At 57.9% G+C, this 14,637-nt stretch carries 9 protein-coding genes; 3 read left to right on the forward strand and 6 right to left on the reverse strand.

Annotation, left to right across the window (positions count from 1 at the left end):
* Window positions 1-34 precede the first annotated feature (34 nt).
* The 3 genes from BBDE_RS10050 to BBDE_RS10060 form a co-directional block, all read right to left on the reverse strand.
* A complete protein-coding gene (locus tag BBDE_RS10050) occupies window positions 35-997 on the reverse strand; it encodes a carbohydrate ABC transporter permease (protein WP_003843206.1) in 963 nt (320 codons plus the stop codon).
* 30 nt (window positions 998-1,027) lie between these two features.
* Entirely contained in the window at window positions 1,028-1,996 is a 969-nt protein-coding gene (locus BBDE_RS10055) for an ABC transporter permease (protein ID WP_012902560.1), read from the reverse strand.
* Between the two features lie 78 nt (window positions 1,997-2,074).
* The gene (locus BBDE_RS10060; protein WP_012902561.1) at window positions 2,075-3,691 is read right to left on the reverse strand and encodes a type 2 periplasmic-binding domain-containing protein; all 1,617 of its coding nucleotides are present in this window, start codon (window positions 3,689-3,691) and stop codon (window positions 2,075-2,077) included.
* 340 nt (window positions 3,692-4,031) lie between these two features.
* On the opposite strand from BBDE_RS10060, the gene BBDE_RS10070 reads away from it, so the two are divergent.
* A complete protein-coding gene (locus BBDE_RS10070; protein ID WP_012902562.1) occupies window positions 4,032-5,108 on the forward strand; it encodes a LacI family DNA-binding transcriptional regulator in 1,077 nt (358 codons plus the stop codon).
* Between the two features lie 183 nt (window positions 5,109-5,291).
* Window positions 5,292-7,298, forward strand: coding sequence for a glycoside hydrolase family 2 TIM barrel-domain containing protein (locus BBDE_RS10075; RefSeq protein WP_012902563.1), 2,007 nt, complete (start codon window positions 5,292-5,294; stop codon window positions 7,296-7,298).
* Between the two features lie 364 nt (window positions 7,299-7,662).
* Here the strand turns inward: BBDE_RS10075 and BBDE_RS10080 are convergent, their stop codons facing one another.
* Entirely contained in the window at window positions 7,663-9,450 is a 1,788-nt protein-coding gene (locus BBDE_RS10080) for an ABC transporter ATP-binding protein (RefSeq protein ID WP_003838350.1), read from the reverse strand.
* Window positions 9,451-9,465: 15 nt separating this feature from the next.
* Window positions 9,466-11,346, reverse strand: a complete 1,881-nt coding sequence (locus BBDE_RS10085) for an ABC transporter ATP-binding protein (RefSeq protein ID WP_003838349.1) — start codon at window positions 11,344-11,346, stop codon at window positions 9,466-9,468.
* A gap of 380 nt (window positions 11,347-11,726) precedes the next feature.
* Here BBDE_RS10085 and BBDE_RS10090 point away from each other — a divergent pair, with 380 nt between their 5' ends.
* Window positions 11,727-12,809, forward strand: a complete 1,083-nt coding sequence (locus tag BBDE_RS10090; protein ID WP_003838347.1) for an alpha/beta hydrolase — start codon at window positions 11,727-11,729, stop codon at window positions 12,807-12,809.
* Window positions 12,810-12,982: 173 nt separating this feature from the next.
* On the opposite strand, the gene BBDE_RS10095 is transcribed toward BBDE_RS10090, so the two are convergent.
* Complete coding sequence (locus tag BBDE_RS10095; protein ID WP_012902564.1) at window positions 12,983-14,458, reverse strand: sugar porter family MFS transporter; 1,476 nt, start codon at window positions 14,456-14,458, stop codon at window positions 12,983-12,985.
* Window positions 14,459-14,637 lie beyond the last annotated feature (179 nt).

Raw genomic sequence — 14,637 nt, forward strand, 5'->3', positions numbered from 1 at the left:
CACGCGGGCCGCTTCCGTCAGGCGTGCCTATGGCTCAGCCCTTGACCGCTCCGATCATGACGCCCTTGTTGAAGTACTTCTGCAGGAACGGATAGATGACCAGCAGAGGCAAGGTGGAGACGATGATCACGCCGTACTTGATCTGATCGGCGAGCTGCTGCTGTTGCATCACGTTCTGGCCACCGGAACCTGAGCCGAGCTGGTTGGTCTGGTTGGCGAGCAGGATGTCACGCAGCACGTTCTGCAGTGGCTGCAGTCCGCTTTCGCGAATGTAGATGAGGCCGGTGAAGTAGTCGTTCCAGTGCCCCACGAAGTAGTACAGGCCGATTACCGCGATGATGGCGGAACTGAGCGGCAGCACGATCTTCATGAAATAACCGAACAGGCTCAGACCGTCGATCTGCGCGGCATCATGCAGGTCCTCAGGGATGGAGGTTTCGAAGAACGAGCGTGCGATGATCAGATTCCATACGCTCACCGCGCCCGGCAGAATGAACACAAGCGGATTGTCGAGCAGGCCGAGGGCCTTGAACAGCAGGTAGTTCGGCACCAGGCCGCCTGCGAAGTACATGGTGAACGTGAACAGGAACAGGATTACGCGGCGGGGTTTGAATTCAACGCGCGACAAACCGAAGGCGGCCGGGAGCGTGACGATCAGGTTCAACGCGGTGCCGAACACGGTGTACAGAATGGTGTTGGTGTAGCCGGTCCAGATGCGGGAATCCTGGAACACGCGGATGTAGCCGGCCACGGTGAAGCCTTTGGGCCACACAGTGACGTTGCCCGCGGAAACCTGGGTCTGGTCGGAGAACGAGGCCACGACGATGAACCAGATCGGATAGATGACCACGGCCACGATCGCCACGATGAGCACCCAAATGATGATGTCGACGATCCAGTCGGAGATGCTGCGCTGTTGGCTCATATGCTTGTTCCACGGAATCTCGTCCACGCTGGTCTTCGGCGCGACGGATGGGGAAACGCTTGCGTTAGTCATGTTGTATTCCTCCTTGCGATTCCCGCGAGATCAGAAGATGCTCGTATCGGATACGCGCTTCGAAATCCAATTGGCGATGATCAGGAAGGCGAAGTTGATGACGGTATTGAACAGGCCGATGGCGGTACCGTAACTGAACTGGAACGATTGGATGCCGATTTTGTAGGTGTAGGTGGAGATGACTTCGGAACCCGGCATGTTCATGGCGTTCTGCATCAGCCAGACTTTTTCGAAACCGACGTTGAGCACGGAGCCCATGTTCATGATGAGCAGGATCACGCAGGTCGGCATGATGGTCGGCAGATCGACGTAGCGGATGAGCTGCAGGCGGCCGGCACCGTCCATCTTGGCGGCCTCGTACAGGCTCAGGTCCACGGACGAAAGGGCCGCCAGGTAGATGATGGCATTCCAGCCGACGTGCTGCCAGACTTCGGAAATCCAGTAGATCGGGGCGATCGCGTCAGCGTTGTCAAGCACGCTCTGCGAGCCGAGGAACCGGCCGATCAGACCGGTTTGCGGCGTCAGGAAGATATTGAGCATGGCCACGATCACCACGGTGGAGATGAAGTGCGGCATGTAAGTGATGGTCTGCACGAAACCCTTGATCTTCTGCGAACCGATCTGGTTGATCAGCAGGGCCAGGACGATCGGGGCGAGGAAGCCCAGCACCAGCGTTCCAAGGCTGATCTTGAAGGTGTTGATCATCGTCGATGCGAACATCGGCGAGGTGAAGAATTGGACGAAATATTTGAATCCGACGAACGCACCACCAGTCAGGCCCTTGGACGGCACGAAATCACGGAAGGCCAGCTGGATGCCATACATCGGCACATACGCGAACAGGCCCACGAAAATCATCGCCGGCAGAATCATCAGCCAATTCTGCCAATAGTGCTTGAAATGCCAGCCCAGCCGCTTGAAGAACGGCCATGACCTGCGTACCGCGTTGTTGTCGACCACGCCGTTCTCATCGACGACGGAGACTGCTTTTCTGGACACCGTTTATGCTCCTTTTTCATCTGTGGTGCGAACCGGTGGGGCGGGACGAATTCCGCCCCACCGTCGGAATCGTCTGACTTACTTGACGTACTTGTCGTACGCCTTCTGCCAGATCTCGGTGTTCTGTTCGATGTTGTACTTCTTGAGGTTCTCCTGGAAGGTGTTCCACTGGGAGTCATCCTCGGCGCCGCCTTGGGCGACCCACTTGGACACGACTGGAATCGCGTAGTTGAACAGCGCGGTGTTGTTGTTGGCCACGGTGTTCTGATCGGCTTCGCTCGCACGGACGTAAATCGGCATGAGATCCTTCTCGTGGTCGTAGTTGGCGTACTGTTCCTCATACGGGGCATCGGCCGCGGCGACGTGATCCATGCCGCGATCGCCTTCGACGGTGACGCTGTCCGAAACCCAGCCAGCAAGACGGTCTTCAAATGCCGGGACCTTGGAGGAATCCTGCGCCTCGTGGAACTTATCGGTGACCTTGTAGGAATGTTCGCCGGTCTGCTCGAGATAGCCGTCATCGATGGAACCATACAGCTGCTGGATGGAGTATTTCTCGGAATACAGCAGATCGATGACTTTCAGGCAGGCGTCCTTGTTGGCCGCACTGGCGGACATCGCCATGTGATAGTCCTCGTAGCGGTTGGCATCGCGGGAGCCGTCCCATACGGTGTCGGAGGCGGAGACGCCATCGGCCGACGGAATCGGGATGGAGATATACTGCTTGGCCAGTTCGGAATCGTACGCGCCGAAGGCGGATTCATCCCAGCCGAACACCATGCCGACCTTGGCGGTCTTGCCATCGGACTGGTTGCGCGCATTGTACTTGTCATCCTTCACGGTGACGAAGTCGGACGGAGCCCAGCCATTCTGAATCATCTCATTGTAAAACTCGATGACCTGGCGGAACTGCTCGGTCTGCATCCAGTTGCCGACCTTACCGTTCTTCACGTAGATGCCCTGCTGGGATGGGCCGGAGTTGAAATGGGTGGCGATGCCGGTGGCGTTCATCATCAGCCACGGACTCCACCAGTCGCCGATCTTGCCGGTGGACTGTTCACGTGGGTTGAAGGCGATTTCGTCGGCTTCGCCATTGCCGTTCGGATCCTGGGTCTTGAAGGCCTCCATGACCTTGCGCAGGTCGTCCCAGGTCTTCGGCACTTCGAGGCCGAGCTTGTCGAGCCAGGTCTTATTGATCATGAAATGCTGGCCGGAGGCAAGGAAGCCCTTGGTACGGCTGGACGGCAATACGGTGACCTTGCCGTCGACGGTCACGAATTTCTTGGCGGTCGGCTGCTCCTTGAAGAACGCCTTGACATTTGGCAGCTTGTCGAGGTCGTTGCCCAGCTGTTCGAAGGCGGAGGCGTTGCGGGAGGCATCGTCCGGGTTGAAGGCGCGGATATTCAGATCGGAGATTTCGCCCGCGGCGAGGGAGGCGTTCTTCTGCTGTCCCCACTGGTCGTCGGAGACCTCCTTCCACTGGATGGAGCAATCGCAATCGGCCTCAAGGTCCTTGGCCCACTTCATATCGCTCATCTTGGTCTGATTGGAGTTCTTCACCACCAGAATAGTGACGATCGGCTTGCCATTGGCGTCCGTGGTAGCCTTGGCATTCCCACAGGCCGCAAGCGAGCCCAGCATAGCGAGCGCACACAGTGAGGCACCGACCTTGGTTGCCGTTCCCTTACGTGTCATTTCAGTCCTTTCCCTGATATATCCGATGAAGAGCACCATTTGCTTCATATCGGCCGATCGATGGTAACGCTAACATTCTTGTCAGCGAAGACCTGTCGCATCGCGCTGCGACTCTCATCCTCGAAGAATCGCAACGATTCGATTATGAAACGATAAATTTCGACTGTCAAATCCCGCGACACGCAGGCGAAATCCCTAGATATCGCATGAATTAACGATTTATCAATCTTAAAAATTGCAAAAAATAATCGCAACGATTCGATTTTCTTCCGGATCCTCATTATAGTGAATGACAGCAATACAGCAGTTGCAGCGCAGCACACACAAGAAGGGGTATCCTATGGTCACATTGAAGGATGTGGCGCGGAAGGCCGGAGTCTCCATGTCTACGGCCTCAGCTGCGATCCGAGGCAAAGACATCGTCAAGCCCGACACCACGCAACGGGTGCTCGAGGCAGCCAACACACTCAACTACCGCATCAATCTATCCGCACGTGCACTGCGATCCGGCAAATCGGACATCTTCACCATGATCGTGCCGGATCTGGAAAATCAGTACTACGCGAAGATGGCGAACGCCATGTCCAACGTGCTCACGGCGGATAAAAAACGCCTGGTCGTACAGGTCTCCATGTACGACAGCCAACGGGAACTCGACCAGATCAGGCAGATCGACCCATCCACCTGCGACGGCCTGTTCATCTGCTCCACGCATAACAGCGGCAAAGACATACGATCCGCCGCCGGCGATCTGCCGGTGCTCATGTTCGACGACATGAGCACCGATCCGGAAGCGTGCTATGACTCCATCGAGACGCCTAGCCAGACAGGCATGTATGCGGCGATCAAACATCTGGCCGAACGCGGACGCAAAACCATCGGCATCGTCGGCACCTTGGGGAAAAGCGCCGAAGCGGAACACTCACTGTCCGTCACTCTGAGGCAGACCCGCTACGCCTACGCCTATCAGGCGCTCGGCGCTTACGGACTCAACACCGCCAACGCCTACATCCAATCCGACTGGAGCGTGGAGGCCGGCATCGAAGTGGCACACAAACTGGCCGCAAGCGGCATGCAATACGACGCACTATGCTGCATGAACGACGAACTGGCACTCGGCGTGATGCGCGGCCTCGCGGAATGCGGCGTGAACGTGCCCGATGATGTAGCGGTGATCGGTTTCGATGGCGTGGGCTGCGGGTCGTACACCACGCCGACGCTGTCCACCATCGCCGTGGATTTCGACGGCATGGCGCAAACCGCGGCGACGATGATGCAGCAACAGATCGAACAAGACGCCACCGAACGAAACAATTCCATACCGAAACGCATTATCGTAGGCTTCCAACTGCTCAAACGCGAATCCACCATGGGACGCACGGCCACCACCGGCTTCACCACCAAGACTCGTACATAAGCAACCATGACGGCCGATGAATCGTAGGAAGGCTCGGCGTGAGACGCATAGCCCTGACATACGGACGTTACCGTCGCATCATCATGATGGCGCTTGCCGCGCATGTGACATTCATCGCGCACGCGCCGCCCAGACGACCAATCCGTTCCGAGTCGCAAAAAACAGTACGAAAGAAGGCATACGGTGCTGTATCCACAATCCAATGATTCCCGAATCGTGTTCCCACTTGATGGCGTATGGGACTTCCGCACGGCCGGGGAGGACTCATACCCCGCCGAATGGGCGGACGCTCCCCTGCCCGAGCCGTTGCCGATGGCCGTACCTGGCTCCTACAATGACCAGAACGACGAGCTGAACCTGCGCGCGCACTACGGTTGGGTGGTCTATCAGCGCAGCTTCGCCGTACCCTCGCGCCTGGTCGCCGGACAACGCATGATACTGCGGTTCGACGCGGCCACACACGCGGCCGACGTGTACCTGAACGGTCAGTTGCTTGGCTCGCATTTCGGCGGATTCCTGCCGTTCGAATTCGACGTGACCTCCGCACTGCATGCCGGGGAGAATCTGCTGACCGTCGCCGTCGACAACCGCATTGGGTCCTCGACATTACCTGTCGGCAATGATGCGGGAACCGCCTTCATGGGCTCCGACAATGCCAACGTTCCGGCGGTGGCCGAGGCGAAAAAGCATGCGAGACGGCAGAATCTGCCGAATTTCGATTTCTTCAATTTCGCCGGATTGAATCGCCATGTCGAACTGTATACGACGCCGGCCGACGCGTATATCGCGGATATCGCAATTACGACCGAACGGCTTGACCACATCGCAGGCGACGCATGCACCGCGGCGAACGCCCTGATCGCGTATGACGTGACGTTCGGAGGAGACTTTCCTTCCAACCCGACCGACCCCAACACCCCGATCCAGCCGTCCGATCCGGCAATCAATCATGCGGATTCGTCCGAATCGGCCGAATCGGACATCCAGCGCGCAACGACCTACGGTCGTCAGGTACGCATCTCCATCCTTGACGGCGAAGGAACCGTCGTGGCAGGCGTTACGGCCGACATCGAGCGAAGCGGCGACGGGACGGCGAAGGCGAGCGGCGAAATCGCCATCCGCGATGCGAAACTGTGGAATCCCGGCGCGGCATATCTGTACACCGCGGTAGCGGAACTGCTGCCGGAGGGCGGAGCGGAATCATCATCGCGCATCATCGACGCATATCGGCAGACATTCGGCATACGCACGGTCGAAGTGAGCGGCACAACATTCCTCATCAACGGCAAACCGTTCTATTTCAAGGGATTCGGCAAGCATGAGGACAGCTACTTCCACGGCCGTGGCACCGATGACGTACTCAACGTCAAGGATGTATCCCTGATTCACTGGCTGCACGCGAACTCGTTCCGGACCAGTCACTATCCGTATGCGGAAAGCATGTACGATCTGTGCGACCGCGAAGGCATCGTAATCATCGACGAGGTGCCGGCAGTGGGCATGAGTTGGCTGCAGTATGCGAATCCGCTGGTCGCGGAGCGGCATCGCGAGGCGATTCGAGGCATGATTGCACGCGACAAGAACCACCCGTGCATAGTGATGTGGTCGATCGCCAATGAACCGGGATTGGATGGCGACGGGGAACGTCCGCGGCAGGCGTATGACTACTTTCGTCCGCTGTATGAGCTGGCGCACGCCAGCGACCCGCAGAACAGGCCGGTCACACTGGTATGCTGCCAAAACGACTACACGACCGACATCACCGAACGAACCATGGATGTGGTGTGCATCAACCGCTACTACGGCTGGTACAACCTGAGCGGCGATCTTGATGCGGCCTGCCATGCGCTCAATATCGAACTGGACTTCTGGGAGAACATCGGCAAACCGGTCATGTTCACCGAGTATGGCGCCGACACCATCGAGGGCATTCATGGCACGCATGGCGAAATGTTCAGCGAGGAATTCCAACGCGATTATTATGCGCGCATCAACGCCGAAATCGATAAACGGCCATGGTTCATTGGGGAGCAGCTGTGGAATTTCGCCGATTTCGCGACGTTCCAGGGCATCATTCGCGTGGAAGGCAATCGCAAGGGCATTCTGACGCGCGACCGCCAGCCCAAGATGGCCGCGCATTGGCTACGCGAGCGCTGGGCCGGCATTCCGGACTATGGGTATAAAGGCTGAGAGCTGAGCGGTCGAATTCACCTAGTAGCTGGAGGAATCACCCCGCCAGAGAGGCCTTCAGCGGGGTGATTCCGCCAGTGGCTGGCAAATTTACCCCGCTCAGAGGGGTGCCAATGGGGTGATTCCTCCAGTGACTGGAAGGATTGCCCCGCTAGGGGGCCTTTCAGCGTCCCAATTCACCCAGTCATTGGAAGAAACGGGACGCTGCATGCGTCGGCAACGTACAAATTCACCCAGTAGCTGGATGAATCACCCCGCTCAGGGGGATATCAGCATCCCAAAACATCCAGCGACTGGAAGAAATAGGACGCCAAGACGCCATCTGACGTCCGAATTCCTCCAATCGCTGGCGGATTTACCCCGCTCAGACCTTGATCATGGCGTATTGCGACTCATAGAGGCGGTAATACGCGCCCTTCCGAGCCAGCAGCTCCTCATGGTTGCCGTGCTCGACAATCTGACCGTGGTCGATATAGCAGATCTCGTCCGCATTCTCGATGGTAGACAGGCGATGCGCAATGATGAAGCTCGTACGCCCCTTGAGCAGGTGGTTGAGACCGGCCTGCAACGCCTCCTCGGTGCGCGTATCGATATTCGAAGTGGCCTCGTCAAGGATCAGGATCCGCGGATCGGCGAGTAGTACGCGCGCGAACGCGATAAGCTGACGCTGGCCCGCCGACAACGTCGAACCACGCTCCTCCACCACCGTGTCATATCCATCGGGCAGATCCATGATGAACTCGTGCGCATGCACCGCACGGGCGGCCGCCTCGATCTCGGCATCGGTCGCATCGAGCTTGCCATAGCGGATGTTATCGCGCACATTGCCGGAGAAGATGAACGTATCCTGCAACATCACACCCATCTGACGGCGCAACGACTCCAACGTCACATCACGCACGTCATAGCCGTCAATCGTAACCGAACCTTCCGCAACATCATAGAAGCGTGACAGCAGGTTGATGATCGTGGTTTTGCCGGCACCGGTCGGGCCGACCAGCGCGATCGTACGCCCCGGCTCGACATGCAGATCGACCAGGTTGAGGATGTTACGGCCGTCCGGTTCATAGCGGAAGACCACGTCGTTGAAGTCGACGCGACCTTCGATCTGCGGCAGATCCTTGGCATCCGGCGCATTACGAATCTCCGGCTGGACGTCGAGCGTTTCGAAGATGCGCTCAAGATAGGCGGAACAAGTGATCAGCTGGTTGTAGAAGTTGCCGATGCTGATCACCGGGTTCCAGAAGTTGTTCGCATAGCCGACGAACGCAATGAGCACACCCGTGGTGACGTTCACCGCACCGAAGCCGGTAACGCCCACATAGTAGATGAACGCGATGGTCATGACGGAAATCGTCTGGATGCCCGGCCACATGAGGAACTGGATGTGCACAGCCTTCATCCACGAGGCACGCACATCGTTCTGCTGCTCCTGGAAGGTCTTGAACTGCGCCGCTTCCTGCGCAAAGGTCTGCGTGGTCTTCACACCGGCGATCGACTCGTGGATATATGCGTTGAGATTGCTCTGCTTGTTGGACAGCACCTGATAGGCACGACGCTGAAAATGCTGCAATACCAGCACCCATGCGATCAGGAACGGGAACAGCACAAGGCTGAACAGCGCAAGACGCCAGTCGACCACGAACATGACCACCAACGTGATCAGGAACGTGAACACATCGGAGATCACATTGATCAGACCGGAGCTCAACGTATCCGAAAGCGTGTTCACATAGTTGACCACGCGGATCAGAATCTTGCCGTGAGGCCGCGAATCGAAATAGCTGAACGGCAGGGTCTGGATATGCGTGAAAATGTCGCGGCGCATGTCTTTGAGCATGAGCTGGCCGACCCGCGTGATTTCCACGGTCCGGTAGCGCAGACCCAGTTCGTAGATGACGATCAGCACCGCCAGCAGTGCCGCCAGACCACCGAGTAGCGTGAGATTCTTGGCCGGAATCGCACTGTCGATCATGATTTTCGTCAGATACGGCACGACGACGGCGATGCAGCTCATCATCACGACTACGGCGAGGATGCGGGCCACACGTGCCATATATGGTTTCAGATAGACGCCGATACGAAGGATGTCATGCAGATTGATCTGCTCCTCAAGCTCCTCGTCTTCACGAAATGTGTTGCGTTTTGCCATGATGCTCCTCCTCCCTTACTCTCCGAAGCCTTGCGAACGACCGGCCTGCAGGCCAAGCTGTTTGTGATAGATCTCCCAGTAGCGCCCGTGGGCGGCGACCAGATCCTCGTGCGTGCCGCATTCCACTACGCGACCATGCTCAAGCACCAGAATCAGGTCGGAATCCTTGATTGACGAAATACGATGCGCGATGGTGACGATGGTCTTGCGCTCGTCCATCTCACGCAGATGCTGCTGAATCTCAGCTTCCGTCTCCATGTCAACGGCGCTGGTGGTGTCATCCATGATCAGGATCGACGGATTGTCAGCCAACGCACGCGCAAGGCTCAACCGTTGCTTCTGACCACCTGACAAGCCGACGCCACGCTCGCCGACGACGGTATCGTAGCCTTCCGGCATACTGCGGATGAAATTGTCGGCGCCTGCGATGGTGGCCATGCGGCGAATGTAGCGTTCGTCATATTCGCGTTGTCCGCCAGCGCCGAAGCCGATGTTGCCGCCGATGGTGTCGGAGAACAGGAATGTGTCCTGCGCGACGATGCACACCTGCGAGCGCAGGGTGGCGAGCGGCCAGTCGCGTGCGTCGATGCCGTCGATGAGCACGCGGCCCGCGGTCGGATCGTAGAAGCGGGAGATCAGATTGACGAGCGTGGACTTGCCGGCGCCCGTCTCGCCGAGAATGCCGAGTTTCGCACCGGCCGGAATATGGAAGTCGATGTCTTTGAGAATCGGCGTAGCCGGATCGTCGGGGAAAGCGAAGCTGACGTGCTGGAATTCGATGTCACCGCCGATACGTTCCGGATCGTCCGGAGCCGCCGATTGCGCGATGCCGGTTTCCGGCTCGTTGCCGACCTGATTGACGATTGCCACCGCCTGTTTGACGGTTTCCTTGGCGTCCGGCTTTTCCTGAATGCGTGATTGCGCGGTGAGCAGTTTGCGGATCTTGATGCAGGAGGCGTTGAAACGCTGCCAGTCGTTGATCAGCCAGCCGGACTGGCGCACCGGACCGTCGATCATCCACAGATACGAATTGAATGCGACGAGGTTGCCGAGGGTCATGTAACCCTTGATGACCAGGAAGCCGCCAAGGCCGAGCGTGATGAGCTGCAGCGAGAATCCCAGGCCATCGAGCCATGGCATGTATCGGCGGCTGTTATAGGCGAGGTCCATGTTGCGACGCATGTAGTCATCGTTGTGCCTGTCGAATTTTTCGGTTTCATACGGCTCGCGTACGAACGCCTTGACCACTCGGTTGCCCTCGATGTTCTCTTCGACCATCGAATTCATTTCGGCCAGCGAGTTGCGGATGGCGAAGAACAGCGGATGCGCGTGCGACGATAGGCCGCGCGTGAGGATGAAGATGAACGGCGTGACACAGGCGAGCGCCAACGCCAACCGCCAATCGATGGTGAACATCATGGCGAGCGCGCCGACGAACATGACCACACAGTCAAGCACCTGATAGCTCACCCAGCTCAAGGCGTGGCGGATAGCGTCGGTGTCGGAGGTCATGCGACTCATGATGTCGCCGGTGCGTGTGTGGTTGAAATACGTGAAGTCAAGCTCATGCAGTTTCTCGTACTCGTCGCTGACCAGGCGGAATACGGAGTTCTGTCCGAAACGTTCCATCCACATCTGGTAGCCGTAGCGCGAGGCGACTCGCACGACGGTGAAGACGATCATCATCACGCATAGTCGGGTCAGTTCGTCCACATGGCCTTGTGTGATGACGCGGTCTACGATGAGGCCGGACAGCAGCGGGATGATCAGGGCTATGACGTTGTTGATGCAGAACAGCACCACCGCGCCGGCCACACGCGGAAGGTCGGGTTTGCAGTATGGCAGGATCCATGTGAGGTTGCCTGCCTGTCGGTTGCGATTCGGATCGACGTACATACGTAGCGTTCCTTCGGATTGTTTGCTGGTACTTGGGTTGTGTTTGGGTTATGCGGCCATTCGTTGCCGCAACGATTCACGTCCGTCGTGTTTCGAGCGTCCCGTCACCGGCTCTCTCCGCCGGCCGAAACCCCTGTTCGGATTCGCAAACGCAGTTTATTCTATGCGAACCGTTTTTCAATGCAACACCTCTTATTTGGGCGTGTCGCAATCATAGTGATTCCAATACCTTTACCGTTACATTTTCGATGTGCGAAATACGTCAGAGACCGCACATCGAAGCGCTTCTCCGAGACTTGCGCGATAATGGGCGTCGAACCGATGCGATGCGCCGATGGCAACCATGACGGCGCCGACACCACGTCAACGAAAGGACGGCAATGACGACGAACCTACGTGCAGCATATGCGGAAAAATATGGTTTGACCGATGACATGCTCAAGGATGCGGAAGGCTGGACGGAAGTCGACGGCGATCTCGGAGATCTGTCAGAGGAACGCATCAGAGGCATTCTCGACATGCGTTTCAGTGCGATTGCGGTGGATACTCCACGCTCCGAACTGTGGCACACTCCGGAAAGCATTGATGTGATCGCCGATATCCCGTATCTGCCGGATGGCGGCTACGACAAGGAGACCGGGCAGTGCCGGGGGCATCTGCTCGACCTGTATCTACCGCATGACACGGTGTTGCGCGGAGGCAAATCGCTGCCGGTGTACATCGACATTCATGGCGGCGGCTTCACCTACGGGTACAAGGAGCTCAACCGCAATTTCAACGTGCATCTGGCCGACATGGGCTTCGCCGTGTTTTCATTGAATTACCGGCCCGCGCCACAGACCGATCTCAAGGGACAGCTTGCCGATATCGAAGCGGGCTTACGTTGGATCAGGGCTCATTTGGACGACTATCCGATCAATCCGAATGGCGTGTTCCTGACGGGCGATTCGGCTGGCGGCGCACTGACGCTGCTCACGCTCGCCATCGAGAACAATGCCGAAGCGGCGGCCGCATTCGGCATTGACGAACCTTCCGGCATCGCATTCGCAGGTGCCGCACCGGTGTGCGGTGCATACAGTTCGGCTTCGCTGGAAACGATGGGCTCGAAACTGACCATAGGCTATGATCCGAATCGCCGCATCGGACTGGAACGGATGCTGGGCGTTGAGTTCTTCGAAGGGCTCGAGGCGGCCGATCCGAAGTTCCTCACTGCGGAGGGTCTGGCGTTCAATGTGGACCTGCCTCCACTGTTCATCGTGACCTGCGGCGACGATTTTCTCGAAGCGGACAATCTGGCATTGGCGGCGGCACTCTCGCGCAAGGGAGCCGATTTCGAACTGTTCGATCCGAAGCCGTGCCGCCATGAGACCTTGGGCCACGTGTTCGTCATCGGCATGCCGTGGCTCAGGGAAAGCGTGGAGTGTTTCGAACGGCTACGTGCCTTCTCCTACTCCCGCTGCTAGTACGCTTTGGCGGATTCGCCTCATCACGGGAACCACTCGACTTGCGCATGGCTCCTGTCGGTTGAACAATCATGAAGCCCGTGTACGATCGGCTGAATCTCAACGATCGCACACGGGCTTTCCCGTGAACATCTGCCCGGTATGCAATGGCTCCGGGGATGATGGGCGGTCTTTTAGCGGCGGACCATCTCCTCTTCAATCCGTTCGAGGGACTTGCCCTTGGTTTCGGGAACGAAATGCAGCACGAACGGGATGGACAATGCGGAGAACACGCCGAAGATCGCGAACGGACCACCCACATTGTTACCGAAGGCCGCAAGGAGCATGAGGAAGAACTGGGAGACCACGAAATTGCCAAGCCAGTTGGCGGCGGATCCGAAGGAGCTGCCGATGCCGCGCACGCTGAGCGGGAAGATCTCACCGATGAGCACCCAGGCGATCGGACCCCAGGAGAGCGCGAAGCCAAGGATATAGACGGCAATCAGAACCATGGTCGGCACGGCCAGAGTGGATACATCGCCGGTGAAGTTGAGGATGGCAAGTGCCGCAAGCGAGACGGTCATGACCACGGAGCCGAAGACCAGCAGCTTCTTACGCGGGAACCTGTCCATGATGAGCGTGGCCACGATGGTGGCGGCGAAGTTCACCACACCGATGCCGACCGACACCCAGATGGCGTGATTCTCGGGGAATCCAAAGCCCTTGATGAACACCTGCGGCAGGAAGTAGATCACGGAGTTGATGCCGACAAGCTGCTGGAAGAGCATGATACCGACCGCGGCGATGAGCGCCGGACGTGCGATGCGGAACAGTTCACGCACACCACCCTTGGTGTCTTGCGCTGCGACTTCTTTGATTTCGTCGAGTTCGAGCTGCACTTGGGTCTGGTCAACATCCTTACGGATCAGCGTGAGCACCTTGAAGGCGTTGCGTTCATCGCCCTTGCTCACAAGGTAGCGCGGGGATTCCGGCAGCAGGATGCCGCCGATGAGCAGCAATGCGGCCGGGATGAGTGCGGAGCCGAGCATCCACCGCCAGTCGCGGACGCCTGCGATGTTATGGCCAAGGAAGCCCAGATTGGATGCATAGGCCAGAAGAATGCCGAAGGTGATCATGAGCTGGAAGAGCGTGGAGAGCGATCCACGGCGCTCTTTCGGCGCAAGTTCGGCCAGATAGGCAGGGGTGAGCGCGGAGGCTGCGCCGACGGCGAGGCCGAGGATGATGCGTGCGGCAACCATCATGAGGAATCCGGTGGCGGTGGCGCACATGCCGGAACCGATGAGGAACAGGATGGCGGAGAGAATCAACAGCTTCTTACGTCCGAAACGATCGGAGAGCGTGCCGATCGACAGGGCTCCTACGCAGGAGCCGATGAGCACCGATGAGGTGATGAAGCCGGTCTGCGAGACCGACAGGCCGAAGTCGGATTCGATCAACGGCGAAGCGCCGGAAATGATGCCCGTGTCGAATCCGAACAGCATGCCTCCCAGTGCGCCGAATGTGAAAATGAACGCGCTGTTGAGCGGGAATCGCGTGGAGATGTTGCGACCCACGGCCTCTTCAACCGTTTCGATGGCCTCCTTGGCTTCCAATGGTTCGTGAACTTCTCGAGTTCCGGCGATTGTTGCGGAGCGTTGTATTGACGTCATGATTTACCTTTCATCTTCCTTGACGCTAGGTTCACACAAAAAAAGACCTGGAACAGTACGATTCCCGTACCGATCCAGGTCTTGCCTCGTGTGAGTAGCAACCCTGCCAATAACGTTTGTATTGACCAGTGTAAACCTTGCAGACCCGCGACACTCCGAAAAACAGAAAACGTTTTCCA

This window comes from Bifidobacterium dentium JCM 1195 = DSM 20436 (assembly GCF_001042595.1).
Classification (GTDB): Bacteria; Actinomycetota; Actinomycetes; order Actinomycetales; family Bifidobacteriaceae; genus Bifidobacterium; species Bifidobacterium dentium.

Excerpts from the sequence above, each read along its gene's own strand:
- BBDE_RS10050 (WP_003843206.1), bottom strand. The coding sequence starts at position 997 with ATGACTAACGCAAGCGTTTCCCCATCCGTCGCGCCGAAGACCAGCGTG.
- BBDE_RS10060 (WP_012902561.1), bottom strand. The coding sequence starts at position 3,691 with ATGACACGTAAGGGAACGGCAACCAAGGTCGGTGCCTCACTGTGTGCG.
- BBDE_RS10070 (WP_012902562.1), top strand. The coding sequence starts at position 4,032 with ATGGTCACATTGAAGGATGTGGCGCGGAAGGCCGGAGTCTCCATGTCT.
- BBDE_RS10080 (WP_003838350.1), bottom strand. The coding sequence starts at position 9,450 with ATGGCAAAACGCAACACATTTCGTGAAGACGAGGAGCTTGAGGAGCAG.
- BBDE_RS10085 (WP_003838349.1), bottom strand. The coding sequence starts at position 11,346 with ATGTACGTCGATCCGAATCGCAACCGACAGGCAGGCAACCTCACATGG.
- BBDE_RS10090 (WP_003838347.1), top strand. The coding sequence starts at position 11,727 with ATGACGACGAACCTACGTGCAGCATATGCGGAAAAATATGGTTTGACC.
- BBDE_RS10095 (WP_012902564.1), bottom strand. The coding sequence starts at position 14,458 with ATGACGTCAATACAACGCTCCGCAACAATCGCCGGAACTCGAGAAGTT.